We start from the raw sequence: 26,216 nt of genomic DNA, 5'->3' as shown, positions 1-26,216 counted from the left end.
GTGCGACCCGATCGTCGCCGTAGGCCCGCCCCCGCAGTCTCCGTCCGACCGTGCTCAGGCCGCGTCATGGAAGACCAGCCCGAGCGCATGCCGTCGCCCCGAGCGCACGACGCTCACACCGTGCCGCATCGCGCCCGCCGACCAGCCGCGGGCGGATCGCACCGGCCGGTCCCGGGTGGTGAACACAAGCCCGTGACCCTGGCGCAGCGGCGTGGACGACCCCCGCGACTGTGCCCGGGGACGCTGCTCGACCAGCAGGAACTCACCACCGGTGTAGTCGGTTCCGTAGCCGTCCAGGCCGATGACCACCTGCAGCGGGAAGAGCAAGTCGCCGAACACATCGCGGTGCAGCGCGTTCCAGTCGCCCCTCCCGTATCGCAGCAGGATCTGGGCCGAGCGGTCCTGCCCGGCGTCATGGCATTGCGACAGCCAGCTCGCCAGGCTGTCCGGCCATGGCGCCGGACGGCCGAGCCGCTGCGCCCAGTCGCGGGCCACGGGCAGCAGTCGGGGATACAGCGCTTCTCTCAACTCTCGTACCATTTCTGGCAGTTCATGAGTGAAGTAACGGTACTCACCGGAGCCGAAGCGGTGCCGCGCCATGTCGACGGTGGTGCGGAACCGCTCCGGCTCGTCGTACAGCCCGGCGATGCGACGGCACTCGGCGGGGGTGAGGAGCGCAGGTGTCAGGGCGCAGCCGAGTTCGTCGAGCTCCGTGGCGACTGCCGCCCAGTCGGCTCCGTCCACACGCTGTCGGATCGTGGTGCTGGATGCCGTCATCGTCCGCCCGTCCTCTGTGCTGCTTCCGTCGTCTGCTTCGTCGTCGGTTCACGTCCCAGCGTGCGGTGGACGGGCCGCGTCGACCGGCGGAATCCGGACATGGAGGTGGGGACATGAAGGCCGGCTGTGAAAACCGGGCCGCCCGAAGGCGGGACCCGAATGCCGGGCTCACGGCGTGGACGTGACGACCGATGTGAGATTCCTGCGCGAGTGACGACCGATCGGCGGGGCCCCGACGGTCGCCCGCCCACGCCCGACGCGGGGTCCCCGAGGAGTGCCGCGCGCGGCGCAGCGCAGGAAAACGGGCCCGGAAGACATCCGAGCCCGTTGCTGCGTGGTGGTGGTCTCCACAGTCGGCATCACGGCCGGGCGACGGCATCCGACACCGGTCTCAACGGCCGGTATTACGACAAGGCGACAACGATGACCAGTACGTCGTGGAACCTGTCGCCGAAGTCGTCGTGGTGGTCGCAGTGGTCTCGACCGTCCCTCCAGTCTCTCCAGTCGGAGCAGCGGTAGTTGTCCCTGGTGTCGCTCGAGGCGAACGCCCCGGTGGCAGGTGTCAGGCCGAGGGCGAGGCCCAGGGCCCCTGCCGAGACTGCGGCGGCGATCCTACGGCGCATTTTCATGCACCTCCGCACATATAGCTCAAATGCGAACTTATAGAACATTTACACCTTCCTCTCCTCTCGGGGTGATGTCAAAGCGGGAAGCGGCTGATTCGCGGGTCCGCACACGGGCCGGCCGCCCGTCCGTGGCGGCTCGCCCTTGCCGGAGTCGGCAGGGCGCAACGTGCGGCCACGCCCTGACCGGCACTGCACGGCACTTCCGGATTACTGCAACACGTTCTACTGTGTGCGCGCCGCAGGACGGCGCAAGCAAACGCGGGACCGCGACGCCGTATGTCCGCGAGACGCCTGGAGGGGCCGTGCACCTCGAATACACGCCCGAGCAGCAGCAGTTGCGCGCCGAACTGCGTGCGTACTTCGACGGGCTCGTACCGGACCACGCCTACGCCCGCTACGGCGACCCGGCCGCCCAGAAGCGCTTCTACCGGGAGACGATCCGTCGGCTCGGCGCCGGCGGATGGCTCGGAGTCGGCTGGCCGAAGGAGTACGGCGGCCGCGGGCTGACCCCGATGGAGCAGTTCATCTTCTTCGACGAGGCCGCCCAGGCAGGCGTGCCGCTGCCGCTGATGGCGCTCAACACCGTCGGACCGACGATCATGCAGTACGGCACGGACGAACAGAAGGCATACTTCCTGCCGAGGATCCTCTCCGGCGAGATCGACTTCGCGATCGGCTACAGCGAGCCCGAAGCCGGCACCGATCTGGCGGCGCTCAGGACCCGGGCCGTCCGGGAGGGCGACACCTACGTCGTCAACGGCCAGAAGATCTGGACCACCAACGGCGACACCGCCGACTGGGTGTGGCTCGCCGTGCGCACCACCCCACTCGAAGAGGGGGTCCCGCCGCACAGGGGCATCACGATGCTCCTCGTCCCGACCACCGACCCGGGCTACTCCTGCACCGTCATCAACACCCTCGCCTCGCACGACACCACCGCCAGCTACTACGAGAACATCCGCGTTCCGGTCTCCCGGCGCGTCGGTGAGGAGAACAAGGGGTGGCGGCTGATCACCAACCAGCTCAACCACGAGCGCGTCACCCTCGCCGCGCACGGCACCATGGCCATCCGCGCCCTTCGCGACGTCCAGCGCTGGGCCCGTGAGACCAAGCTCGTCGACGGGCGCCGTGTCATCGACCTCGGCTGGGTCCGTGCCCGGCTCGCCCGCACCCACACCAGGCTCGACGCGATGAAGCTGCTCAACTGGCAGATGGTGGGCGCCGTCCAGGACGGCAGCCTCACCCCGCACGACGCATCCGCCGTCAAGGTCTACGGCTCCGAGGCGCGCCGCGACGCCTATGCGTGGCTGATGGAGGTCGTCGGTGCCGCAGGCCCGCTCAAGGAGGGCTCGGCGGGCGCAGTGCTCCACGGCGAGCTCGAGCGCGGATACCGCTCCGCGGTGATCTTCACCTTCGGCGGCGGCAACAACGAGATCCAGCGCGAGATCATCTCCTGGATCGGGCTCGGGATGCCCCGGGTGCGGAGGTAGCGCGCTGCGCCGAGGGTCCTTGCTTGGCGCTAACCCCGGCAACGGGCCGGCCCGGCTGTGGAGAACAGCCGGGCCGGCCCGTTGTGTTGTGCTGATTCCTCAGCGGGAGGATCCCGCGAAATGCGGTGCCTGCTCCCGAGGGCTCGCCGTACGGTGCGGCGGCCGCCGCACTCGGATCGGAGATCCTCACCGGCTCAGGGAGTTGAGGAGCGCTGCGCCGCGTTCGGCGTCGTCCACACTCACGGCGAAGTCCTTGCTCTTGCTGCGTATGACGAGACATTCGCCGCTGCGCAGCATCACGGTCGTCCCGAGCCCGCTCAGCCGGTAGCCCCAGCCGCCGACCTGGGCGGGTGTGCGGTTCTCGGCGCGGGCCGACTCGATGTCCTCGGCCGCCCAACGACGTGCCGGGAAGCCCAGCGGGCCGAAGGCCACCTCCAGCCCCTTGTCGCTGACCCGCGCCTGCACGGACGCACACCCCAGGAGTGCGAGGGAGGCCAGGGCGAAAGGCGCGACCAGCGCCCACTGGGGGTCCATCAGCCCTCCCACCGTTGCCAGAACGACGGTGACCGTTGTGAATCCCGTCAGAGCCGAGGTCGCACGGAGCCACGGATTCGACGTGCGGGAGAGCCATACGAGCCGTTCACCCTCGGGGATGTTCATGGTCGGGCCGGCCGGCGCGGACGTCTCTGCCGTGGTGCCGGTCCGACGGCATGCCAGCCAGCCGGCCAGACCTGCCGCTGCGGAAGCCAGGCCGGTGCCCACGATCCAGAGCGTCACCGGGGCGGCGTCCCGCCAGTCCGTACGGTCCAGGTTGGCTCGTACGACGGATGCCTGCGCCCCGGTCAGGAAGACACCGCCGGACAGGAGTGCGACACCGGCCCATCCCCGGGCCGCGCCCGTGGATCCACCCGTCGCTCGCCGGGCGACCAACGCGGCACTCAACGCCAGTGCTGCCCAGATCAGCGCTGGAAAGAGCGCTGCGGCCCACAGGGGCATGGAACCGTCGGGCTCACCGGATCCGCCGTCCCAGTGGGTCGCCAGCCGCTCGGGCAACCGCTCGCTCGCGGTCAACGGCAGTGCGACAAGCAGAGCCAGGGTCCCGGCGGTCCCGGCGACGGTGGCCCACATTGATCCATTCGTCCGCCTCGTGCGGTCGTTCACCGAATCCCCCTGATCATCTCTATGAGATCCGTCCTGCTGTATCCCAGGTGGGCTGCGTCGCCGACCAGGTGACGGACGCGGTCCAGGAGTGCGGAGCGGCGGTCCGCCCCGTCGGTCACGGTCACCCCCCGCCCTCGCCGGAACTCCAGGAGCCCCTCGTCCCGCAGGGTCCGAAGGCCGCGCAGCACGGTGTTGGCGTTGACTCCCAGCGCCTGGGAAAGGTCGCGCGCCGAGGGCAGTCGGTCGCCCGGCCCGCATTCCCCCTCGGCGATGGCGCGTCGGAGCGCACCCGCCACCTGCTCGTGCAGGGGACGCGTGTCCGCGGTGTTCAGTCTCAGCAGCATGGTGCTAATGACGATAGCACCATTGGTTGAGGCGGTCGGGGCCGGCCGAGGGGCCTGCAGTCCGGTTGTTCGCCTTGAACGCCCCGGGTTCCGTGCGCCGGATCCGAGGACGACCGGCAGTGCGCCGTCCGGCTCGTCCCTGCTGACCGCGCTGTACGAGCGCATACGGGCCGCCCTGCGCCGCGGCGCAGGGCGGCCGGCGGCTGGTCGATGAAGGCGCGCGGTGCCGGCACGAGCCGTCGACTGCACGGAAATGCCGACAGCACCTCGGAGTTGGACCGGTCACCGGAACCCTTCCGGCCCGGCGCAGGCCGGAAGGAATACGCACCAGGCGCCCACCGAGCCCGTCAGCGGCCGAGATCATCGCTCTCAGGGGCGCTGCCGCCGCGCTCAACGACGGTCCGGTTGTCGGCGAGCTGTGCCAGAGTGCCAAGCTGGGGTGTCGGCGAGGTGAAGCCCGCTGCTTCTGGCCGGCACCGCAGGTCGAGGGCATTCGTCAGGGCCGTCGAGGAGGCTTTGTGACACGGCGACATATGCGTGTGGACCCGGAGGACCGCGATCCCGGCCTCTTCGGCCCCGAATCGGTCACCTGGCAGATGCACGGCGACCCGATGATGTGGGTCGCGGGGGTGCGTGCGCTCTATCTCCAGGCACTGCATCCCCGGGCCGTCCGCGGGGTCATGATCAACAGTGACTTCATGCGCGACGCCTGGGGCCGTCTGATGCGCACGGCGAACTTCGTCGGCACCATCACCTACGGCACATCCGGGGCTGCCGAGCAGGCGGGCGCCCGGGTGCGCAGAATCCACCGGCTGCTGGGCGTGGACGAGCCGGATCTGCTGCTGTGGGTGCACTGCGCCGAGGTGGACTCGTACCTCCATGTCCTGCGCCGCTCCGGCTTCCCGCTCAGCGACGCCCAGGCGGACCGCTACATCGACGAACACCGCGAGAGCGCCCGGCTCGTCGGCCTCGACCCGGCCCGTGTACCCGCCACCGCCGACGCATTGGGCGAGTACTTCAGGGCCGTACGTCCGCAACTCGAAGCCGGACCGGACGCCCGTACGGTCGATCGCTTCCTGCGCAGGCCACCCGTCCACACCCTCCTCGTCCCGGCGCGCGAACTCCTCTGGCAGCGTGCTGCGGCGCTCGCCTACGACGCCCTGCCCCCGTACGCCCACGAGCTCTACGGCCGGTCCTCACCGCCGCCGGAGCGGGTCACCCGCCGGCTCGTCGTCACCGGGAACGCCCTGCGCTGCATCCCCTCCCGGGTGCGCTGGCAGCTTCCGCCGGGTCACATCTTGAAGGCGATGGCGCGACTCGGGCCCGGCAGCAGACCCGCACCGTACAAACTACGTAGGCAGACGGCCATACTGGACGGGCCGGGGAGGGCGCAGCAGAGCGACGGGGGCGACAGCACGCGATGGCGGACACCAGGCTGATCCACGGCCGGTACCGGCTGCTCGATCAGATCGGGCGCGGGGGCATGGGCGAGGTGTGGCAGGCACGTGACGAGTCCCTGGGCCGGCGTGTCGCGGTCAAATGCCTCAAACCGCTCGGACAGCAGCACGACCAGAAATTCACCGATGTGCTGCGCGAACGCTTCCGCAGAGAGGCCAGGGTCGCCGCCGCTCTGCAGCATCGCGGAGTGACCGTCGTCCATGACTTCGGCGAACACGAAGGCGTCCTCTATCTGGTGATGGAGCTGCTGGACGGGCGCAACCTCAGCCAGCTGCTCGACGACAACAAGCAGCACCCGCTGTCCGTGGCCGAGGTCGTCGACATCGCCGAACAGGTCGCCGACGCCCTTGCGTACACCCATGACCAGGGCATCGTCCACCGGGACCTGAAGCCCGCCAACATCATGCGTCTCACCGACGGCACTGTGAAGATCTGCGACTTCGGTATCGCCCGGCTCGGTCACGACATCGGCTTCACCTCACGGCTCACCGGTACGGGCATTGCGATGGGCACCCCGCACTACATGTCGCCCGAGCAGATCAGCGGCAGCCAGGTTGACCACCGCAGCGACCTCTACTCGCTGGGATGCGTCCTGTACGAGATCGCCACCGGCGTCCCGCCGTTCGATCTCGGTGATGCGTGGTCCATCCTCGTAGGACACCGTGACACACCACCCGAGCCGCTCCGGAACCACCGGGCGGAGCTGCCCGGATTTATCGACCGGATCGTCCTGGACCTGCTCGCCAAGACACCCGAGGGCCGGCCCGCCGACGCCAAGGAGCTGCGCCGCCGGATCACGGGCGCACGTTCCCTGACCGCCCCCGCACCTCATGCGGTGCCGAAGCCCGATCCGGACTCCTCGCCCTCCGCCCGCGCGCGCCGACTGCCGTCCTGGACCCGGGGCATGACCACCGGCCTCAAGGCGGCGGGTACATCCACGCTCCGCCCCTCCCTCCCCGACTACACCGCGGGCCTCACCGGCGAGTGGACCAGCGGTGTCGACCTGCGTGCACCGGTACCGGTCCAGCTGCCCCGGCCCGAGCGCCCCACCCCGTCCCCCGAGCTGCTCGCCGTCCTCACCAGCCGCCACAACGCGGGGCTGAGCCTGGGCCGGCTCGGACGCTGGGAGGAAGCGGGCGAGGTGCACCGCGCGGTGGCGGCCGAGCGGGAGCATGCGCTGGGCCCGGACCACCCGGACACCCTCGCCAGCCGCTACGAGGTCGGCTTCACCCTCAGCAGGACCGGGCGCACCGTGGACGCGCTGCGTGAGTTCGGCCGCGTCGCCGAAGGCCGTGAGCGGACCATGGGAGCCGACCACCCGGAGACCCTGGCCGCCCGCCAGGAGACCGCCTACGTACTCGGCCAACTCGGCCGCCACTTCGATGCGCACCAGGTGTATTCGGCGGTGTTGGCCTCCCGTGAACGCACCGTGGGCCCCGACCATCCCGACACCCTCCGCTGCCGCCACAACCTCGCCTTCAACCTGAGCCGGCTCGGACGCCTGGAGGACTCGTACCGGATGGCGTACGAAGTCGCCCAGGGACGGGCGAGGGTGCTCGGTGCGGCGCATCCGGACACCCTGGTCACCCGGTACGAAGTCGCCTATGCCCTGGGACAGCTCGGCCGCTGGACAGAAGCTCTGCAGACATACCGGGAGGTCGCGGCCGCCCGCGCGCACGTGCTCGGAACCGATCACCCCGACACGCTCTCCGCCCGGTACGAGGTCGGCATCAGCCTGGGCCGGCTCGGCCGCAGCGCGGAGGCGCTGGAGCTGTACCGCGCGCTCGTCGACGACCGGGCCAGAGTGCACGGACCCGCCGATCCCGAGACCCTGCGCGCCCGCCACGGCCTAGGCGTCAACCTCGGACGGCTCGCCCGCTGGGAGGAGGCACTCGCCGAGGCTCGCGACGTCTGCACGATCCGGGAGCGGGTGCTGGGCCCCGACCACCCCGACACTCTCGTCAGCCGCCGTGAGGTGGCCGTCGGTCTCGGCTGGCTGGGCCGCTGGTCGGAGGCGCTCGGCGTCTACCGGCAGGTTGCCGAGGCCCGCGAACGCGTGCTCGGCGCCGACCATCCCGATGCCCTGGCCAGCCGCAACGACGAGGCGCACTGTCTGGAGCAGCTCGGCAGGAGCGGAGAGGCGGTCGAGCTGTACCGACGCGTGGCGGCGCTGCGCCAGCAGCGCGGCAACCGGGCCTACTGAGCCGCGGGCAGTCCGGCACGCTTCACCCGATCGGCCGGGTTCCGCCGTCATGGACCCCGGCCTCCGCTGCACACTGGCGGTATGACGGACCCTGCCGAAGAGGCGAGGCGTGGCCGCGACGCCCGCAAGCGGGCATCCCGCTCGTCGCACGGGCGGTGGATCCCCGCTGCGGACCGGCCCGATCCGATCGGCATCCTCGAGGAGCAGGCCAGGAGCCGGGAGCCGGATCTGGTACCGATCCGCTACGGCCGGATGGCCGTGTCCCCCTTCACGTATCTGCGCGGGGCTCCCGCCGTCATGGCCGCGGACCTCGCCGCTCAGCCGCACAGCGGACTCACCGTGCAGCTGTGCGGAGACGCGCATCTCCTCAACTTCGGTGCCTTCGCCTCCCCTGAACGCGCGCTCCTGTTCGATCTCAATGACTTCGACGAGACCCTTCCCGGGCCCTTCGAATGGGATGTGAAGCGGCTGGTCGCCAGTGTCGCCGTCGCCGCGCTGGACAATGGGCATGCGAAGGCGCGGGCCCGGCTGGCGGCTCTGGCCGGCGCGGAGTCGTACCGGACCACCATGCGCCGGCTCGCCAGCCTCGGCGAACTCGATGTCTGGTACGAGCGGCTCGACAGCGCGGACCTCCTCAAGCTCGTACGCAAGATGGACCGCGAGCGCGTCGAGGCCCGGATCGCCAAGGCCCGCAGTCGCACCAGCCTGCAGGCACTGGAGAAGCTCACCGCCGTGATCGAGGGCCACCGGCGAATCGTCCACGACCCGCCGCTGCTCGACGTACTCGAACTTCCCGATGCCGCGGCCGTACGGAAGATCCTCAGTGACTACCGCAGCACCCTGCCCGAGGACCGCAGGGTGCTGCTGGACCGGTTCCGGTTCGTGGAGGCGGCTCGCAAGGTCGTGGGAGTGGGCAGTGTCGGCACGCGCTGCTACGTGGCGCTCATGACCGGCCGCGACGACGGGGACCCGCTCTTCCTGCAGATCAAGGAGGCTCAGCGGTCCGTGCTCGAACCCCATCTTGCGTCCTCGGCGTACAAGCACCAGGGCCAGCGGGTCGTCGCCGGGCAACGGCTCCTCCAGGCGGCGAGCGACATCTTCCTCGGCTGGGTGAGCGGCCCCGGCGGGCGGCACTTCTACTGGCGGCAGCTGCGCGACATGAAGGGCTCGGCGGACGTCACCACCATGTCCCCGGCCCTGCTCGGCGAGTACGCCGGGCTGTGCGGAAGGGTGCTGGCCCGCGCCCACGCCAGGACCGGGGAACGGATCGCCATCGCCGCGTACCTCGGGAATTCGGACACGTTCGACCGGGCCATGGCCGACTTCGCGATGACGTACGCGGAACGCACCGCCGCCGACCACTCGGCCCTTCTGGAGGCGATCTCCGCGGGTACCGTCACTGCCGTGCTCGGCTTGTGACGAGCGGTTTCCACGGCACCCTGGTCCGTGACGATCATCACGTGCTACGAAGAGGCATGCCAGCAACCGAAGCGTTCTCCCGAGCCGTGTACGACGCCGTCATCGTGGGCGGCGGCCACAACGGACTGGTCGCCGCTGCCTATCTCGCCCGGGCGGGGCGTTCCGTCCTCGTCCTGGAGCGACTGGGGAACACCGGCGGCGCGGCGATCTCCACCCGCCCGTTCGCCGGGGTCGACGCCCGTCTCTCCCGGTATTCCTATCTGGTGTCCCTGCTGCCCGACAAGATCGTCAGCGATCTGGGGCTGCACTTCGCCGTCCGCAAACGGACCGTGTCCTCGTACACCCCGGCCGTGCGCCACGGCCGGGCGACCGGGCTGCTGGTGGGCGGCGGGACGGACCGCACCCGCACCTCGTTCGGGCAGCTCACGGGCTCCGAAGGCGAGTACGAGTCGTGGCTCCGGTTCTACGAGGGGACGCGCCGTGCGGCCGAACGGATCTTCCCCACCCTCACCGAGCCGCTGCCGACCCGGGACGAGCTGCGGGTCAGGGTCGACGACGACGAGACCTGGAGGACGCTGTTCGAGGAGCCGATCGGCGTCGCCATCGAGCAGAACTTCAGCGACGACCTGGTCCGCGGCGTCGTTCTCACGGACGCCCTGATCGGCACCTTCGCCGATGCCCACGACCCGTCGCTGGTCCAGAACCGCTGCTTCCTGTACCACGTCATCGGCGGCGGCACCGGCGACTGGGACGTGCCGGTCGGCGGCATGGGAGCCCTGACCGACGCGCTCGCCGACGCGGCTCGCGCTGCCGGAGCCGAGATCGCCACCGGCCATGAGGCGATCCGGATCGACACCGACGGAGCGTCCGCCGACGTCGTCTTCCGCACGGACGACGGTGAAGGCACCGTCGCCGCTCACAAGGTCCTGGTCAATGCCTCGCCGCAGGCCCTGGCCGCGCTCCTCGGCACGGAGCCGCCGGCTTCGGCCGAGGGTGCCCAGCTCAAGGTCAATATGCTGCTGCGCCGTCTGCCCCGGCTGCGCGACCGTGCCGTCGATCCGCGCGAGGCGTTCGCGGGCACCTTCCACATCGCCGAGGGATACGGCCAGTTGGCGGCTGCGTACGCCCAGGCGGCGGCCGGGCAGCTGCCCGAGGCGCCGCCGTCCGAGATCTACTGCCACTCGCTGACCGACCCGTCCATCCTCGGCCCGGAACTCGCCGCCCAGGGCTACCAGACGCTGACCCTCTTCGGCCTCCACACCCCCGCCCGGCTGTTCGCCGACGCCCCCGACGCCACCCGGGACGCGCTGCTCAAGGCCACCCTCGCCGAACTCGACGCCCACCTCGACGAGCCGATCGCCGACTGCCTGGCCCTCGACGAGGCCGGTCTGCCGTGCATCGAGGCGAAGACCCCACTGGATCTGGAGCGCGATCTGCGGCTGCCCGGCGGCCACATCTTCCACCGCGATCTGTCGTTCCCCTACGGCGATGATGCGACCGGCCGCTGGGGCGTCGAGACCGCTCACCCGAATGTTCTGCTGTGCGGCGCGGGCGCGGTCCGCGGAGGCGGGGTGAGCGGCATCCCGGGCCACAACGCGGCCATGGCGGCGCTGGGTCGCTGACCTCAGTCCGCCGGCCTCACCTGGTGTGCGCGGCCCGCGGCGGTCACGGTGTCGGAGTGGAAGGTCCGCCGGTACGCGGCGGGCGAGACACCGACGAGTTCGCGCATGTGCTGACGCAGGGAGTTGGCGCTGCCGAACCCCGCGCGGTCCGCGACCAGGTCGATGGACAGGTCGCTGGCTTCCAGCAGCTGCTTGGCGACCTCGACGCGCTGGGCGGTCAGCCATTGCCCGGGAGTGACGCCCACCTCGTCACGGAACCGCCGGGTGAAGGTCCGTACGCTCATCCGCGCGTGCGCGGCCAGTTCGCCCAGCGCCAGCGGCCGGTTCAGTCGCTCCAGTGCCCAGGCGCGGGTGGACGCAGTCGTGGCCGTCGTGGGGGCGGGCACAGGACGCTCGATGTACTGCGCCTGCCCGCCGTCCCGCCACGGCGGGACGATGCAGCGCCGGGCCACCTGATTGGCGAGTGCACTGCCGTGGTCGCGGCGCACCAGATGCAGGCACACGTCGACGCCGGCTGCGACCCCGGCCGAGGTCAGCAGATCGCCGTCATCGACGAACAGGACGTCCTCGTCGAACTGCACGCGCGGGAACAGCCGCCGGAAGTGCGCGGCCTCCGCCCAGTGCGTGGTGGCGGGGCGCCCGTCGAGCAGCCCGGCCGCCGCGAGAACGAACGCCCCGGTGCATATCGACACCGTACGGGTGCCCGGCCGGATGCGCCCGAGGGCAGCCGCAAGCTGCTCGGGCAGCACACCGTGCTCTCCTACGACGCCCAGCCGGTGGGTCGGCGCGATGATCACGGTGTCCGCCTGCTCCAGCGCCTCGGGGCCGTGTTCCACGTCGATCGAGAAGCCTCCGTCGGTGCGGACCGGCCTTCCGTCCGGAGTGCAGACGGTCACCTCGTACAGTCCGGTCCCTTCAGGGGAGCGGGCACTCCCGAAGATCCGTGCCGGGATGCCGAGCTCGAAGGTCATGACACCGTCGAGGGCGAGGACCGCGACCCGGTGCGGATCCTCCCCGGGCGGCACGACACAGCCGCTCTGGGCATCCCACTCACCACTCGCGTCACGTTGCTGCACAGCACTCATGGCCAGATTCTGTCACATCATGGCCATCCGGCCAGTTCTGTGGGAGTGGATGAGCGCGGATCGTGGTGCCGTACCGAAGGAACGGAGAGGATTTCTCATGAACGACACCACGATGCGCGCGATCAGCCCGGCCTCCTGGGGCGGACCCGAGGTGCTCGAGGGTGTGACCATCGACCGGCCCGTACCGGGGCCGACGGAGATCCTGGTCAGGGTGCACGCGGCCGGCGTCAACCCGATCGACTGGAAGACCCGGGCCACGGGCGGCTTCGGGATGCACGGTGAGCCCCCGGTGCTGGGCTACGACGTGTCGGGCGTCGTCGAGGCCGTCGGCCTGGGCGTCACGTTGTACCAGCCCGGGGACGAAGTGTTCGGCATGCCGGAGTTTCCGCGCCAGGCCGGCGGCTACGCCGAGTACGTCACCGGCCCGGCCCGGCACTTCGTGCCCAAGCCCGAGGGCCTCACCCATGAGGAGGCGGCGGCGCTTCCGCTGGCCGGACTCACCGCCTGGCAGGCCCTCGTGGAGACGGCGGGCCTCAGCGCCGGGCAGCGTGTCCTGATCCATGCGGCGGCGGGCGGCGTCGGCCACCTCGCCGTACAGATCGCGGCCGCGCGCGGTGCGTATGTCATCGGCACCGCCCGGGAGGACAAGCACGCCATGCTCAAGGCGCTGGGTGCCGATGAACTGATCGACTACTCCCGGCAGGACTTCGCGGAGGCGCTCGCCGGCCGTGACGTGGACGTTGTGCTCGACTCGATCGGCGGGGACTACGGGACCAGGTCCCTGAGTGTGCTGCGCGAGGGCGGCACGCTCGTCACACTGCCCTCGCCCGACGAGGTGCCCTCCGCCGAGGAGAGCGGCCGTCGGGGCGTCCGCACCGGCTTCACGCTCGTCGAACCCGACTCCACCGGGATGCGGGCCATCGCCGCACTCGCCCAGGAGGGGAAGCTGCGACCGGTCGTCGAGACCGTCCTGCCGCTGGAACGCGCCGCCGAAGCCCATCGGATCGGCGAGACCGGCCGCACCCGGGGCAAGATCGTGCTCACGGTCCTGGACAGCTGAGTGAGGTCCGTGCACGGCCGGGGCACGCGCCCCGGCCGTGCGGGTTCCCGGCGGGTCATGAGCCTCGCGGCCTTCGCCGTGGTCCCGTGACCCCGGGCCGGAGCGGCGAACCGTTCGGGGGCCGGGCCGCGGCCGAGGAACGGGCTCAGTCCGCCGAGGCCGTCCAGCCGGACGCCTCGATGCGCGCCGCATCCTTCGGCCTGGCCTCGTCGAAGAGGGTCCGGCCGCCGTCCTCGACCCGGAGGCCGTCCACGTACACCCCGCGCCCGACGTACTGCAGGTCCGTCGTGTAACGCCAGCGCAGCCGTAGCGGGCGGCCGCGCCAGGCGGACAGATCGCAGTCCACGTCGTGCCAGACCCGGCCCGACCAGCCCGTCACCCACCCCTCGGGGCGGGGGAGCGGCGGCTGCCCCCGGCGTGCGGTCGTGAAAGGCACCGGCCGCCAGTCGTCGCCCGTGTCGGCGGAGACCTCCAGGAACGCCTTGTCGGAGCCCGGCTCCGTGTCCCACCACAGGGAACAGCGCAGCCGGGCCCGGTCTGACGAAGGGGTGAGCTCGGGCAGGGTCAGGGTCGCGGTCGTCGCGTCGGACATTCCGGAGAACCATGCGGTGCGGCCACGGTCCGGTCGTACGGCGACGGCGCGGGCAAGATGGTTGGCGGCCGTGACGCGGGGGGCGCTGCCGGAGCGCCAGCTGCGCACCGGGTGGACGGAGTTGCCGAGCACCACCAGGAACGAGTCCGTCGACGGGTCGAGGACCAGGCTCGTTCCGGTGAATCCGGTGTGCCCGGCGGTCACCGGTGTCGCCATCGCGCCCATGTACCGGTACTGGTGGAGCTCGAAACCGAGGCCATGGGCGTCACCGGGGAATGTCGCGTTGAAGTCGGTGAACATCAGCTCCACCGACTCCTCGGAGAGGATCCTGGCCCGCCCGTAGGCCCCGCCGTTGAGCAGTGTCCGGGCGAGTACGGCCAGGTCCCAGGCACAGGAGAACACTCCGGCATGGCCCGCGACGCCACCGAACGCGTATGCGTTCTCGTCGTGCACCTCGCCCCATACCAGTCCCCGGTCCAGCCCGGACCACGGCAGCCGGGCGTCCTCGGTCGCCGCAATGCCCGGCTTCCAGGAGGGCGGGGGGTTGAATCGGGTGCGGTGCATCCCGAGCGGAGCGGTGATCTCGTCGTGGAGCAGCACCTCCAGACCCCGGCCGGTGATCTTCTCGAGGACCAGTTGAAGCGAGATCAGATTGAGGTCGGAGTACAGATACTTCGTGCCCGGCGGACTCGCGGGCACCTCGTTCCACAGCAGCCGCAGCTGCCCCTCGCGCGTCGGTTCCTTGAACAGCGGGATCCATGCCCGGAATCCGGACGTGTGCGTCAGCAGCTGCCGTACGGTGATGTCCTGCTTGCCCGCGGCACCGAACTCGGGAAGGTGCGCGGCGACCCGCTCCTCCAGGTCCAGTGCTCCCCGCTCGAGCAGCTGGACGGCCAGGACCGAGGTGAACAGCTTGGACACGGAGGCGAGATCGAAGACGGTGTCCTCCGCCATCGGGATCTGCTCGTCTGCCGGCAACTCCACGCCCGTGTCGGTCTTCTCGTCGTAGGCCCGGTAGCGCACCGCCTTTCCGATCGGCCGGTGCAGGGCCACCGTTCCTCCACGGCCGGCGATCAGTACCGCCCCCGCGTACCAGGGGTGGCTCGGGGAAGGGCCGAGGTACTTCTCGGCGTCGGAGACCAGCCGCTCGAGGTGGGCGGCGATGAGCCCGGCCTGCTCGGGGGAGCCGTGCCGCAGGGTCGTGCGGCCGTGACGCGGGACGCGCGTCGCACCGGGGGCCGGTCCGGGCGTGCCGGATGCGTCGTCGCCACCCGTTTCCGCAGCTGCGCCGCCGCCCGGAAACGCTCCGATCACCAGCACACCTCCCAGCGCCAGCAACCCCCTGCCCAGCCGGCGGCGGCTGATCCCTCGGCCCGCCGAGGCCTCCGTCATACCGCACCCTCTCCGAAAGAATCCTTCGGGCTGCCGTGCAACACGTGAAACTTTCTTACTGCGGTGGGCGTCAAGCTCCACGAATCTGACACGGCATCAGAAAATCTCTTCCCTCGGCAGTGCCGCTACGGCATCCTGCCGCCCATGGAGACGGAGCTGAGCAAGAAACTGGGAGTCGAACACGCCATCTTCGGCTTCACGCCGTTCCCCGCGGTCGCCGCCGCCATCACCCGGGCGGGCGGCTTCGGTGTCCTCGGAGCGGTCCGCTACACCGCCCCGGACGACCTCGCCCGCGACCTCGACTGGCTCCAGGAACACTCCGGAGGAAAGCCGTATGGCCTCGACGTCGTCATGCCCGCGAGAAAGGTCGAGGGTGTCACCGAGGCCGAGGTCGAGGCGATGATCCCGGAAGGCCACCGCCGCTTCGTCGAGGAGACCCTCGCCAAACACGGCGTACCGGCGCTGCCCGAGGGCGAGGCGTCCGGCTGGCGGATCACCGGCTGGATGGAACAGGTCGCCCGCAGCCAGCTCGACGTCGCCTTCGACTACCCGATCAAGCTCCTCGCCAACGCTCTCGGCTCTCCGCCGGCAGACGTCGTCGACCGCGCCCACGACCACGGTGTCCTGGTCGCCGCCCTCGCCGGCAGCGCCCGGCACGCACGCCGCCACGCCGAAGCGGGCATCGACATCGTGGTCGCCCAGGGCTACGAGGCCGGCGGCCACACCGGCGAGATCGCCTCCATGGTGCTCACCCCCGAGGTCGTCGACGCCGTGGCGCCGCTCCCCGTGCTTGCGGCGGGGGGCATCGGCAGCGGCGAGCAGATCGCCGCCGGGCTCGCACTCGGCGCCCAGGGCGTCTGGCTCGGCTCGATCTGGCTCACCACCACCGAGGCCGACCTCCACTCCCGAGCCCTCACCCGCAAGCTGCTCGCCGCAGGTTCCGGCGACACCATCCGCTCCCGCGCCCTGACCGGCAAACCCGCCCGCCAGCTGCGCACCGAGTGGACCGAGGCCTGGGACGATCCGAGCGGCCCGGGCACCCTGCCCATGCCGCTCCAGGGCCTGCTCGTCGCCGAAGCCGTCTCCCGTATCCAGAGATACGAGATCGAACCCCTGCTCGGCACACCCGTCGGCCAGATCGTCGGCCGGATGAACTCCGAACGCAGCGTCCAGCAGGTCTTCGACGAGCTCACCCGCGGGTTCGAGCACGCGGTGGACCGGATCAGCCGCATCGCCGGAAGGAGCGGAACATGAGCATGCAGTCAGGGGGTTCCCCCCGGACGGAGTCCGGGGGAGGCTTCTGGGCCCAGGCGGCAGCCGACCCCGGGCGCACCGTACTCATCGCGCCCGACGGCGAGGAATGGACCGCGGGGCGCCTCCACGCCGACGTCAACCGCCTCGTCCACGGTCTGCGCGCGGCGGGACTGGAGAAGGGCGACGCCTTCGCCGTCGTGCTGCCCAACGGAGTGGAGTTCTTCACCGCCTATCTCGCCGCCACCCAGGCCGGGTTCTATCTCGTCCCCGTCAACCACCACCTCGTCGGCCCCGAGATCGCCTGGATCGTCGCGGACTCGGGCGCCAAGGTGCTCATCGCGCACAAACGCTTCGCGGCCGCGGCCACCGCCGCGGCCGACGAGGCGAACCTGCCCGGGAGCCACCGCTACGCCGTCGGCACCGTCGCAGGCTTCCGCCCCTACGCCGAACTCCTGGACGGACGGCCCGGGTCGGCGCCCGAGGACCGCACCATCGGATGGGTCATGAACTACACCTCGGGCACCACCGGCCGGCCGCGCGGTATCCGCCGCCCACTGCCCGGAAAACGCCCCGAGGAGACCCACCTCGGCGGGTTCCTCGGCATCTTCGGCATCAGGCCTTTCGACGACAACGTCCATCTGGTCTGCTCACCGCTCTACCACACCGCCGTACTGCAGTTCGCCGGCGCTTCGCTCCACATAGGCCACCGGCTGGTGCTGATGGACAAATGGACCCCCGAAGAGATGCTGCGCCTCATCGACGCACACGCCTGCACTCACACCCATATGGTCCCGACCCAGTTCCACCGGCTGCTGTCGCTGCCGGAGGACGTGCGCAGCCGCTACGACGTCACGTCGATGCGGCACGCCATCCACGGAGCCGCGCCCTGCCCCGACCATGTGAAGCGGGCGATGATCGACTGGTGGGGGACATGCGTCGAGGAGTACTACGCGGCCAGCGAGGGAGGCGGCGCCTTCGCCACCGCCGAGGACTGGCTGAAGAAGCCGGGCACGGTCGGCAGGGCATGGCCCATCAGCGAACTGGCGATCTTCGACGACCACGGCCACCGGCTGCCGCCCGGTGAACTCGGCACCGTCTACATGAAGATGTCGACCGGAGGCTTCACCTATCACAAGGACGAGGCCAAGACTCGCAAGAACCGGGTCGGGGACTACTTCACCGTCGGCGACCTGGGGGTCCTCGACGAGGACGGCTATCTCTTCCTCCGCGACCGCAAGATCGACATGATCATCTCGGGCGGCGTCAACATCTACCCCGCGGAGATCGAGGCCGCGCTCCTCGCCCACGCGGCGGTGGCCGACGCGGCCGTCTTCGGCATCCCGCACGCCGACTGGGGCGAGGAGGTCAAGGCCGTCGTCGAACCGGCGGAGGGCCTGATCCCGGGCCCGGCTCTGGCCCAGGAAATCCTCGAGCACTGCGCGACCGGGCTGGCGGGCTACAAACGCCCCAAGAGCGTCGACTTCATCGATGCCATGCCGCGCGATCCCAATGGAAAGCTCTACAAGCGGCGACTTCGCGACCCTTACTGGGAGGGCCACGACCGCTCGTTGTGAGCGTCGCCGGTCACCGGCACCCGGACACCACGGGCGTGTGCCGGGCCGACGGCCCCCTCGGCCCGGCACCTCATCGGCTCAGCACTCCGCGCGCGCCGCCCCGCCTCCTGGCAGCGTGGCCCGTATGAGGATCGGCACGATGGCACTGAGGCCGCATTGGACCACCTGGGTGCCGGTCGTCGCAGCGGTCGCCCTCGTGCTCGGCTGGGGCCGTGTCCTGCCCGGATCCGCCGTCACCGTCGTAGGACTCTGTCTGGTCGGCGCGGTCCTCGCAGCCGTGCACCACGCCGAAGTGGTCGCGCATCGCGTCGGCGAGCCGTTCGGTTCCCTGCTGCTTGCCGTCGCTGTGACCGTCATCGAGGTCGGCCTGATCGTCACCCTGATGGCGGGCGCCGGAGACAAACCCTCCACGTACGCGAGGGACACGGTCTTCGCCGCGGTCATGATCACCTGCAACGGGATCGTGGGACTGTCCGTGCTGGTCGCAGCGTTGCGCAGACGCGTCGCCGTCTTCCACGCCGAGGGGTCGGGCGGCGCGCTGGCGACCGTGTGCACCCTCGCCACCATGACCCTGGTGCTGCCCACGTTCACGACAAGCCACCCCGGGCCGCAGTTCACCGCGCCCCAGCTCGCCTTCGCCGCCGTCGCCTCGCTCTGCCTCTACGCCCTCTTCGTCGCCGTGCAGACCGTCCGGCACCGCGACTACTTCCTGCCTGTCCACCGCGACGGCGAGGAGGCGGACACCGAAGAGCATGCCCCGCCGCCCTCGGTCCGGCAGACGTGGTGGAGCGTCGCGCTCCTGTTCGTGGCGCTCGTCGCCGTCGTCGGCGACGCGAAACTCGTCTCGCCCACCATCGAGGACGGCGTGCAGTCCGCGGGGCTGCACCAGTCCGTCGTCGGTGTCGTCATCGCCCTGATGGTCCTGATGCCCGAGACCCTCGCCGCCGTACGCGCCGCACGCAGGGACCGCATGCAGACCAGCCTCAACCTCGCCTACGGCTCCGCCATCGCGAGCATCGGTCTCACGATCCCGGCGATCGCGCTCGCCTCCATCTGGCTCCCCGGGACGCTGATCCTCGGCGAGGACGCCACCCACACGGTTCTCCTCACGCTGACCGCCGTGGTCAGCGCCCTCACAGTGGTGCCCGGCCGCGCCACACTCCTCCAGGGCGGCGTCCACCTGGTGCTGTTCGCCGCCTTCGTCTTCCTCTCCTTCAGCCCCTGAACGGCGCGACGCCCGCTTGACCGCCGGGCGGCGGCCGCCCAGGATCCAGCCATGGCAGCTCTGGAGGAACTCCTCAGCAGTACGGTCGACGGCGTGGTGCGCCTCAGCGCCCGGCGCGACCCCGACCGCACCGCCGTCCGCTACGGCGAACGGTCCTGGACCTACGCCGAACTCGACCGGGCCGTCACCACCGCCGCCGCCTTTCTCGGCGCACGCGGCCTGCGCCCCCACGATCGCGTGGCCACCTACGGACACAACTCCGACGCCTATCTGATCGCCTTCCTGGCCTGCGCCCGGGCCGGACTGGTCCATGTGCCCGTCAACCACCATCTGACCGGCGACGACCTGGACTACATCCTGCGTCAGTCCGGCAGTTCGCTGGTGCTCGCCGATCCGGACCTTGCCGGCCGCGTCCCCGCGGGGACTGCCGTACACGCCCTGCGTGACACCGACGATTCCCTGCTCAACGCACTCGCGGAGCCGTGTGGGCACGACACCGGACGGGATCCCGGTGAACTCGTACAGCTGCTGTACACCTCGGGGACCACTGCACTGCCCAAGGGCGCGATGATGACGCACCGGGCACTGGTGCACGAGTACGCGAGCGCGATCGAGGCACTCGATCTCCGGCCCGGTGACCGGCCCGTCCACTCACTGCCGCTCTACCACTCGGCACAGATGCACGTGTTCCTGCTGCCGTATCTGGCCGTCGGCGCGGAGAACACCATTCTCGACGGGCCCGACGCCGGGACGGTCTTCGACCTCGTCGAATCGGGCCGGGCCGACAGCCTCTTCGCTCCGCCGACCGTATGGATCGGCCTCGCCAACCACCCGCAGTTCGAGACCCGCGACCTCGGCGCGCTGCGCAAGGCCTATTACGGCGCGTCCATCATGCCCGTGCCCGTGCTGGAACGGCTGCGCTCCCGGCTGCCGGGACTGGCCTTCTACAACTGCTTCGGGCAGAGCGAGATCGGCCCGCTCGCGACCGTACTCGGACCGCACGAGCACGAGGGCCGGATGGATTCCTGCGGCCGGACGGTACGCCATGTCGAGGCCAGGGTCGTCGACGAGACGGGAAACGAGGTGCCGGACGGTACGGCGGGCGAGGTCGTCTACCGATCGCCGCAACTCTGCGAGGGCTACTGGGACAAGCCGGAGGAGACCAAGGAGGCCTTCCGCGACGGCTGGTTCCACTCCGGCGATCTGGTGGTCCGTGACGCCGAGGGGTACTTCACGGTCGTCGACAGGGTGAAGGACGTCATCAACTCCGGCGGTGTGCTGGTCGCCTCCCGCCAGGTCGAGGACGCCCTCTACACCCATCCGTCCGTTGCCGAGGCGGCGGTCGTCGGCCTTCCCGACGAACGCTGGATCGAGGCCGTCACCGCCGTCGTCGTACCCCGCGGCGAGGTGACCGAGGCGGAGCTCCTCGCCCATGCGCGCGATCGGCTGGCCGGCTTCAAGGCGCCGAAACGGATCCTCTTCGTGGACGAACTGCCGCGCAACGCCAGCGGGAAGATCCTCAAACGGGAACTGCGCGACCGCTTCACCGCGCTCCGTCCCTGAGCGGACGCCGATGGCGATCCGGTCGTGCGGTCGGTCCGGGTCGCCGGACGCCGATGCGGGCATCGGATACGGCAGCCAAACCGTCGGAGTGCTCGCCGGACGGGGGTGAACAGGCCCTGGCCGTCAGCGGTGACGGGCCGCGAACGCCGCCGTGGACGTGTCGTCCAGGTCCACGCAGCATCCGTAGCGCCAGTAGACGTAGTAGTGCGGCGTCGCCAGCAGACGTCTGCAGTTGGAACATGTCACCTGTTGGTGTGGATTGGCACGGATGACAGCCATGTCTTTCATGCTGAAGACAGCTTGCGTGGCGGCAAGCCCGTGCTCGGCGATTCCCTGCTTCACAAACTCGAATGCGCCGTACACATCCCCGCACTGGCACTTGATCCGGTTGGAGTAGGCGAAGCCGGTCTCCTCGGTTCGCAGTTCGGACCTGATCCGGCCCAGCTCCTCGTCCGGCACCTGCTCCAGCCCCATGTGCTTCATTCGCTGAGGGGTCCAGTACCACGCGTTGACGGCCGAGAACTGAGCAGGGGTCAGATAGAAGGTCGCGGTCCTGCCGCTCTTCACGGTCTCCTTCACCGCGTCGACGACGATGCTGTCATCGGCCGTCATCACGGCCCTCCCGCCGCTGACGACCGACTCGATCCCGGCCAGCGAGGACGTGTCCATGTTGCATCACTCCGGAGGAAGAATCGGCCGGGGACCGGCCCGTGGGCAGCAGATGCCGTCGGTGCGATGCTCCGTCGCCCGATGACGCTCGGCAACCGCGGGCGCCCGTCCGGGGGAGGCGCTCCTCCCGGACGCCCTGCTGTGCGGTGCTGGAACCCCGATGTGGCCGGTCACGCCCATGCACGACCGGTCGACGGGCTCCGAGGCCCGGCGTGTGAGCCGCGGCGGGTCGCTCCCGGGCTCGGGCGGCGGTTCCGGGCCCGGGAGCGATGCGGGCACGGGTTCGCTGCCGGCCGGCGCCGGCCCCGCCCTGCCGACGACGACTCAGCTCGCCGGAGGGTGATCCGGTGGTACCGCCCCTGACGTGCCATCGGCCACCTGCGAACCGGCGACGGCTCCGACCGGCCGGAACGCTGATTGACGGGAGAGCCTCGCCCAAGGGTGCCGTGAGCGAGTGGCCCTACCGGAGGTCCGCGATTCGCTTGATCTTGCCGACCGAGCGTTCCAGCGTCTCCGGGTCGAGCACCTCCACCTCCACGGACACTCCGATGCCGTCCTTCACGGCCGCCGCGATCAGCCGAGCGGCCGCCGCCCGCTGCTCCGCCGACGCGCCGCTGCGGGCCTCGGCCCGTACCGTCAGCGCGTCCATCCGGCCCTCGCGGGTCAGCCGGAGCTGGAAGTGCGGAGCGACCCCCGGCGTACGGAGCACGATCTCCTCGATCTGTGTGGGGAACAGATTCACACCGCGGAGGATGATCATGTCGTCGCTGCGCCCGGTGACCTTCTCCATCCTCCGGAACACCCGCGCCGTCCCCGGCAGCAGCCTTGTCAGGTCCCGGGTCCGGTACCGGATCACCGGCATGGCCTCCTTGGTGAGCGAGGTGAACACCAGCTCGCCCTCCTCCCCGTCCGGCAGCACCTCGCCGGTGAACGGGTCCACGACCTCCGGGTAGAAGTGGTCCTCCCAGATGTGCAGCCCGTCCTTGGTCTCCACACACTCCTGAGCCACACCCGGGCCGATCACCTCGGACAGCCCGTAGATGTCGACGGCGTCGATCGCGAAGCGCTCCTCGATCTCCCGCCGCATCTCCTCGGTCCATGGCTCCGCCCCGAAGATCCCGACCTCGAGCGAGGTCGACCGGGGGTCGACGCCCTGGCGCTCGAACTCGTCCAGCAGCGTCAGCATGTAGGACGGCGTCACCATGATGATCTCGGGCCGGAAGTCCTGGATCAGCTGCACCTGCCGGGCCGTCATCCCGCCCGAGGCGGGGATGACCGTGCAGCCAAGCCGCTCGGCCCCGTAGTGGGCGCCGAGGCCGCCCGTGAACAGGCCGTATCCGTACGCCACATGGACCTTGTGCCCGGGCCGCCCGCCCGCCGCCCGGATCGACCTGGCCACGACGTCCGCCCAGGTGTCGAGATCACGGTCGGTGTAGCCGACGACCGTGGGTCGCCCCGTCGTTCCGCTGGAGGCGTGGATGCGCCGGACCCGTGACTGCTCCACGGCGAACATCCCGAACGGATAGTTGTCGCGGAGATCGGTCTTCGCGGTGAACGGGAAGCGCGCCAGATCGTCGAGCGAGCGGCAGTCCTCCGGACGCAGTCCGGCCTTGTCGAACGACTCACGGTAGAAGCCGACGTTCTCGTACGCATGAGCGAGGGTCGCGCGCAGTCGCTCGAGCTGAAGCGCGCGGAGGTCCTCGCGGCTCAGTCTCTCGCCGGCGTCCAGCAGGCCGGCCAGGTCCGTCGGTTCCTTCGGATCCGTCATACGGAGGTCTCCCGTGTTCAGCTCCCGAGTCGGGCGACCGATCATTCGGTCGAGCCGTTCGGGATCAGTAATCCAGCCGCCGCGCCGGGCGTCAAGACCCCCGTCCCACGGTCCCGGTCTGCGCTTTCGGCGTAACCGGGCCGCCTCGTGACGAATCCGTTGGCGTGATCACGGACGCCCGGAGAGGATCACGGTATGCCGACCTTCAGCGCACACGACGGGACGTCACTCGCCTATCACGTCGAGGGAGAAGGGGAGCCGCTGATCTGTCTGCCCGGCGGCCCGATGCGTGCCTCCGCCTACTTCGGTGACCTCGGAGGGCTCACCGCCCATCGCAGGCTCGTACGGCTCGACCTGCGCGGTACCGGTGACTCCGCCATGCCCGACGACCCGGCGACGTACCGCTGTGACTGGCTCGTCGGCGATGTCGAGGCCCTCCGTGACCATCTCGGACTCGACCGCGCCGACATCCTGGCGCACTCGGCCTCCGGGAATCTCGCCGTCCTGTACGCAGCCGTGCACCCCGCGCGCGTGCGCTCGCTCACCCTCGTCACCCCCGGCACCCGCGCCGTCGGCATGGTCGCGAGCGAACAGGACTGGCGGGACGCCGTCGCCCTGCGCGAGGGCGAGCCGTGGTTCGAGGCGGGCCGGGCCGCCTGGGAGTCGTTCCTGGCCGGCGGTGAACTCGACGACCTCTGGTCCGACATGGTCCCGTTCATGTACGGCCGCTGGGACGCCGCCGCGAGGACGCACGCCGCGGACGACGCCCACCAGTCCAACCACCAGGCCAGGGGTCTCTACCACGGGGAGGGCGCGTTCGACCCGCCGGCCACCGTGAAGGCCCTCGCCGCCCTGGACGCCCCGGTCCTGGTGCTCGCCGGCGAGTACGACGGCGGCCCCACCCCCGCGCGGGCGGCCGAGTTCGCCGCCCTGTTCCCCGACGCGGAGGTGGCGGTGCAGGCGGGCGCCGCGCACTATCCGTGGCTGGACGACCCCGGCGCCTTCCGCCGTACCGTCGCCGCGTTCCTCGAACCCGGCGTCGGCAGCATCACGACGCCCGACGGGGTGCGCCTCGCCCACCGGACCTGGGGCGAGCCGGACGCCCCGCCCGTCGTCCTGGTCCACGGCCGGGGCGGCAGCACCCGCGAATGGACGGGCATCGCGGAACAGCTCGCCGCCACTCACCGGGTGTACGCGCTCGACCTGCGCGGCCACGGTCTCAGCGACTGGCCCGGCCGCTACTCCTTCACCCTTTTCCGCGACGACCTCCGTGCCTTCATCACCACGCTGGGGTTGCAGGGCACCTCGGTCATCGGCCACTCGATGGGCGGTATGGCGGCCTGTCTGCTGGCCGAGGACGAGCCCTCGCTCATCGGCCGGCTCGTGCTCGAGGACTGCCCGCCGTTCATCCCGCTCGACCCGCCGCGGCCCGTGGCGGAACGGCCCGAAGGAACGCTCGCCTTCGACTGGCCCGTCGTCACCGCGACGGATGCCGAGCTGAACGCCCCGGATCCGGCCTGGCTCGACCGTCTCGAGGCCATCACCGCACCGGTCCTCGTCATCGCGGGTGGGGAGCGCAGCCACGTCAACCAGGAGCATCTGATCCGGCTCGCCGAACGGATTCCCGATGCCCGGCTCGTCACCGTCGACGCCGGCCATCTCATCCACGAGACACGGCCCGACGAGTTCCTCGCGGCCGTCGGGGAGTTCGGCATCTGAGCGGGGAGCCCGGCGGTGGTACGGCAGCGCGGCAGGGGGCGTGAAGCTCTGCTGTCGGCCCGCTTAAGAAATCCTCGATGGACTGAACGGCCCGATCTCGGCAGATTGGTGCGCGTCCACTGATCAAGCTTCGCACCTGGTCAGCACCACCCCGCAATGCCTGGAGCCGCACGATGAAGGCACTTGTCAAGCAGCACGCCGAGCCCGGGCTGTGGCTCATGGACGTACCCGAGCCGGAATACGGCCCCGGGGATGTGCTGATCAAGGTGCTCCGCACCGGCATCTGCGGTACCGACCTCCACATCCGCTCCTGGGACGGCTGGGCGCAGCAGACGATCGACACCCCCCTCGTCATCGGCCACGAGTTCGTCGGCGAGGTCGCGGCGATCGGCGCGGACGTCCAGGACATCGCCGTCGGTGACCTGGTCAGCGGCGAAGGACACCTCGTCTGCGGAAAGTGCCGCAACTGTCTGGCGGGCCGCCGCCATCTGTGCCGCAGCACGATCGGTCTCGGCGTCGGGCGCGACGGCGCGTTCGCCGAGTACGTCGCCCTGCCCGCGTCCAATGTGTGGGTGCACCGCACTCATGTCGATCTGGACGTGGCCGCGATCTTCGACCCGTTCGGCAACGCGGTGCACACCGCGCTGTCGTTCCCGCTGGTCGGCGAGGACGTGCTGATCACCGGCGCGGGCCCGATCGGTGTCATGGCCGCCGCGGTCGCCCGGCACGCAGGTGCCCGCAACGTCGTGATCACCGATGTGAGCGAACCGCGCCTCGAGCTCGCCCGCAAGGTCGGTGCCACCCTCGCCGTCAATGTCGCCGAGACCGGCATCGCCGATGCACAGCGCACACTCGGCCTCAAGGAGGGCTTCGACATCGGCCTGGAGATGTCCGGCCGTCCCGAAGCGGTCCGCGACATGATCGACAACATGACGCACGGCGGCAGGATCGCGATGCTCGGTCTGCCCGCGCAGGAATTCGCCGTGGACTGGTCGAAGATCGTCACGTCGATGATCACCATCAAGGGCATCTACGGCCGCGAGATGTTCGAGACCTGGTACGCGATGACGGTGCTGCTGGAGGGCGGGCTCGACCTCAGCCCCGTCATCACCGGCAGCTACGGCTACCAGGACTTCGCCGCAGCCTTCGACGAGGCCGCCACCGCCCGCAGCGGCAAGATCATCCTCGACTGGACCGTCTGACCCTCCGCCTCGG

At 70.5% G+C, this 26,216-nt stretch carries 20 protein-coding genes; 12 read left to right on the top strand and 8 right to left on the bottom strand.

Annotated elements, in window-relative coordinates; all coding sequences use genetic code 11:
- Nucleotides 1-54 precede the first annotated feature (54 nt).
- Both AC068D_RS31775 and AC068D_RS31770 read right to left on the bottom strand, forming a co-directional pair.
- On the bottom strand, nt 55-777 hold the full coding sequence (locus tag AC068D_RS31775) for a 2OG-Fe(II) oxygenase (protein ID WP_478826582.1): 723 nt from the start codon (nt 775-777) through the stop codon (nt 55-57).
- Nucleotides 778-1,181: 404 nt separating this feature from the next.
- Entirely contained in the window at nt 1,182-1,400 is a 219-nt protein-coding gene (locus tag AC068D_RS31770) for a hypothetical protein (protein ID WP_478826581.1), read from the bottom strand.
- Nucleotides 1,401-1,705: 305 nt separating this feature from the next.
- Here AC068D_RS31770 and AC068D_RS31765 point away from each other — a divergent pair, with 305 nt between their 5' ends.
- Nucleotides 1,706-2,893, top strand: coding sequence for an acyl-CoA dehydrogenase family protein (locus AC068D_RS31765; RefSeq protein WP_478826580.1), 1,188 nt, complete (start codon nt 1,706-1,708; stop codon nt 2,891-2,893).
- Nucleotides 2,894-3,079: 186 nt separating this feature from the next.
- Here the strand turns inward: AC068D_RS31765 and AC068D_RS31760 are convergent, their stop codons facing one another.
- Complete coding sequence (locus AC068D_RS31760; protein WP_478826579.1) at nt 3,080-4,054, bottom strand: DUF1648 domain-containing protein; 975 nt, start codon at nt 4,052-4,054, stop codon at nt 3,080-3,082.
- Entirely contained in the window at nt 4,051-4,398 is a 348-nt protein-coding gene (locus AC068D_RS31755) for a GntR family transcriptional regulator (RefSeq protein WP_478826578.1), read from the bottom strand. Before AC068D_RS31755 ends, AC068D_RS31760 begins: the two co-directional genes overlap by 4 nt.
- Before the next feature lie 533 nt (nt 4,399-4,931).
- Here AC068D_RS31755 and AC068D_RS31750 point away from each other — a divergent pair.
- The 4 genes from AC068D_RS31750 to AC068D_RS31735 all read left to right on the top strand — a co-directional run bounded on the left by AC068D_RS31750 (nt 4,932) and on the right by AC068D_RS31735 (nt 11,100).
- The gene (locus AC068D_RS31750; protein WP_478826650.1) at nt 4,932-5,837 is read left to right on the top strand and encodes an oxygenase MpaB family protein; all 906 of its coding nucleotides are present in this window, start codon (nt 4,932-4,934) and stop codon (nt 5,835-5,837) included.
- Nucleotides 5,819-8,059, top strand: a complete 2,241-nt coding sequence (locus AC068D_RS31745; protein WP_478826577.1) for a serine/threonine-protein kinase — start codon at nt 5,819-5,821, stop codon at nt 8,057-8,059. The genes AC068D_RS31750 and AC068D_RS31745 overlap by 19 nt, the downstream gene beginning before the upstream one ends.
- A gap of 81 nt (nt 8,060-8,140) precedes the next feature.
- Nucleotides 8,141-9,478 (top strand): DUF2252 domain-containing protein, encoded by a 1,338-nt coding sequence (locus AC068D_RS31740; protein ID WP_478826576.1) that lies wholly within the window; start codon nt 8,141-8,143, stop codon nt 9,476-9,478.
- A 56-nt stretch (nt 9,479-9,534) separates the two neighbouring features.
- Entirely contained in the window at nt 9,535-11,100 is a 1,566-nt protein-coding gene (locus AC068D_RS31735; protein WP_478826575.1) for a phytoene desaturase family protein, read from the top strand.
- 2 nt (nt 11,101-11,102) lie between these two features.
- On the opposite strand, the gene AC068D_RS31730 is transcribed toward AC068D_RS31735, so the two are convergent.
- A complete protein-coding gene (locus AC068D_RS31730) occupies nt 11,103-12,185 on the bottom strand; it encodes a GlxA family transcriptional regulator (RefSeq protein WP_478826574.1) in 1,083 nt (360 codons plus the stop codon).
- A 97-nt stretch (nt 12,186-12,282) separates the two neighbouring features.
- On the opposite strand from AC068D_RS31730, the gene AC068D_RS31725 reads away from it, so the two are divergent.
- Nucleotides 12,283-13,245: an NADP-dependent oxidoreductase gene (locus AC068D_RS31725; RefSeq protein ID WP_478826573.1), complete on the top strand. Its 963-nt coding sequence runs from the start codon at nt 12,283-12,285 to the stop codon at nt 13,243-13,245.
- A gap of 145 nt (nt 13,246-13,390) precedes the next feature.
- Here AC068D_RS31725 and AC068D_RS31720 read toward each other — a convergent pair whose 3' ends face one another.
- Complete coding sequence (locus tag AC068D_RS31720) at nt 13,391-15,229, bottom strand: serine hydrolase domain-containing protein (RefSeq protein ID WP_478826572.1); 1,839 nt, start codon at nt 15,227-15,229, stop codon at nt 13,391-13,393.
- A 144-nt stretch (nt 15,230-15,373) separates the two neighbouring features.
- Between AC068D_RS31720 and AC068D_RS31715 the strand changes: the two genes are divergently transcribed.
- The 4 genes from AC068D_RS31715 (at nt 15,374) to AC068D_RS31700 (ending at nt 20,845) form a co-directional block, all read left to right on the top strand.
- Nucleotides 15,374-16,483, top strand: coding sequence for a nitronate monooxygenase (locus tag AC068D_RS31715; protein WP_478826571.1), 1,110 nt, complete (start codon nt 15,374-15,376; stop codon nt 16,481-16,483).
- Entirely contained in the window at nt 16,480-18,057 is a 1,578-nt protein-coding gene (locus tag AC068D_RS31710; RefSeq protein WP_478826570.1) for an acyl-CoA synthetase, read from the top strand. Before AC068D_RS31715 ends, AC068D_RS31710 begins: the two co-directional genes overlap by 4 nt.
- A gap of 124 nt (nt 18,058-18,181) precedes the next feature.
- Complete coding sequence (locus tag AC068D_RS31705) at nt 18,182-19,282, top strand: calcium:cation antiporter (RefSeq protein WP_478826569.1); 1,101 nt, start codon at nt 18,182-18,184, stop codon at nt 19,280-19,282.
- A gap of 51 nt (nt 19,283-19,333) precedes the next feature.
- The gene (locus tag AC068D_RS31700) at nt 19,334-20,845 is read left to right on the top strand and encodes an acyl-CoA synthetase (protein ID WP_478826568.1); all 1,512 of its coding nucleotides are present in this window, start codon (nt 19,334-19,336) and stop codon (nt 20,843-20,845) included.
- A 123-nt stretch (nt 20,846-20,968) separates the two neighbouring features.
- Here the strand turns inward: AC068D_RS31700 and AC068D_RS31695 are convergent, their stop codons facing one another.
- A complete protein-coding gene (locus tag AC068D_RS31695; RefSeq protein ID WP_478826567.1) occupies nt 20,969-21,514 on the bottom strand; it encodes a hypothetical protein in 546 nt (181 codons plus the stop codon).
- A 460-nt stretch (nt 21,515-21,974) separates the two neighbouring features.
- A complete protein-coding gene (paaK, locus tag AC068D_RS31690) occupies nt 21,975-23,282 on the bottom strand; it encodes a phenylacetate--CoA ligase PaaK (RefSeq protein WP_478826566.1) in 1,308 nt (435 codons plus the stop codon).
- A 195-nt stretch (nt 23,283-23,477) separates the two neighbouring features.
- Between paaK and AC068D_RS31685 the strand changes: the two genes are divergently transcribed.
- Nucleotides 23,478-25,001, top strand: a complete 1,524-nt coding sequence (locus AC068D_RS31685; protein ID WP_478826565.1) for an alpha/beta fold hydrolase — start codon at nt 23,478-23,480, stop codon at nt 24,999-25,001.
- 173 nt (nt 25,002-25,174) lie between these two features.
- A complete protein-coding gene (tdh, locus tag AC068D_RS31680) occupies nt 25,175-26,203 on the top strand; it encodes an L-threonine 3-dehydrogenase (protein ID WP_478826564.1) in 1,029 nt (342 codons plus the stop codon).
- Nucleotides 26,204-26,216: the final 13 nt, after the last annotated feature.

Source organism: Streptomyces sp. NPDC043861, assembly GCF_056435905.1.
This window is presented reverse-complemented; position numbering and strand designations above follow the sequence as displayed.

Excerpts from the sequence above, each read along its gene's own strand:
- AC068D_RS31725 (WP_478826573.1), top strand. The coding sequence starts at position 12,283 with ATGAACGACACCACGATGCGCGCGATCAGCCCGGCCTCCTGGGGCGGA.
- tdh (WP_478826564.1), top strand. The coding sequence starts at position 25,175 with ATGAAGGCACTTGTCAAGCAGCACGCCGAGCCCGGGCTGTGGCTCATG.
- AC068D_RS31695 (WP_478826567.1), bottom strand. The coding sequence starts at position 21,514 with ATGGACACGTCCTCGCTGGCCGGGATCGAGTCGGTCGTCAGCGGCGGG.
- AC068D_RS31700 (WP_478826568.1), top strand. The coding sequence starts at position 19,334 with ATGGCAGCTCTGGAGGAACTCCTCAGCAGTACGGTCGACGGCGTGGTG.
- paaK (WP_478826566.1), bottom strand. The coding sequence starts at position 23,282 with ATGACGGATCCGAAGGAACCGACGGACCTGGCCGGCCTGCTGGACGCC.
- AC068D_RS31720 (WP_478826572.1), bottom strand. The coding sequence starts at position 15,229 with ATGACGGAGGCCTCGGCGGGCCGAGGGATCAGCCGCCGCCGGCTGGGC.
- AC068D_RS31730 (WP_478826574.1), bottom strand. The coding sequence starts at position 12,185 with ATGAGTGCTGTGCAGCAACGTGACGCGAGTGGTGAGTGGGATGCCCAG.
- AC068D_RS31715 (WP_478826571.1), top strand. The coding sequence starts at position 15,374 with ATGGAGACGGAGCTGAGCAAGAAACTGGGAGTCGAACACGCCATCTTC.
- AC068D_RS31775 (WP_478826582.1), bottom strand. The coding sequence starts at position 777 with ATGACGGCATCCAGCACCACGATCCGACAGCGTGTGGACGGAGCCGAC.
- AC068D_RS31710 (WP_478826570.1), top strand. The coding sequence starts at position 16,480 with ATGAGCATGCAGTCAGGGGGTTCCCCCCGGACGGAGTCCGGGGGAGGC.
- AC068D_RS31750 (WP_478826650.1), top strand. The coding sequence starts at position 4,932 with ATGCGTGTGGACCCGGAGGACCGCGATCCCGGCCTCTTCGGCCCCGAA.
- AC068D_RS31685 (WP_478826565.1), top strand. The coding sequence starts at position 23,478 with ATGCCGACCTTCAGCGCACACGACGGGACGTCACTCGCCTATCACGTC.
- AC068D_RS31770 (WP_478826581.1), bottom strand. The coding sequence starts at position 1,400 with ATGCGCCGTAGGATCGCCGCCGCAGTCTCGGCAGGGGCCCTGGGCCTC.
- AC068D_RS31740 (WP_478826576.1), top strand. The coding sequence starts at position 8,141 with ATGACGGACCCTGCCGAAGAGGCGAGGCGTGGCCGCGACGCCCGCAAG.
- AC068D_RS31755 (WP_478826578.1), bottom strand. The coding sequence starts at position 4,398 with ATGCTGCTGAGACTGAACACCGCGGACACGCGTCCCCTGCACGAGCAG.
- AC068D_RS31745 (WP_478826577.1), top strand. The coding sequence starts at position 5,819 with ATGGCGGACACCAGGCTGATCCACGGCCGGTACCGGCTGCTCGATCAG.
- AC068D_RS31735 (WP_478826575.1), top strand. The coding sequence starts at position 9,535 with ATGCCAGCAACCGAAGCGTTCTCCCGAGCCGTGTACGACGCCGTCATC.
- AC068D_RS31705 (WP_478826569.1), top strand. The coding sequence starts at position 18,182 with ATGAGGATCGGCACGATGGCACTGAGGCCGCATTGGACCACCTGGGTG.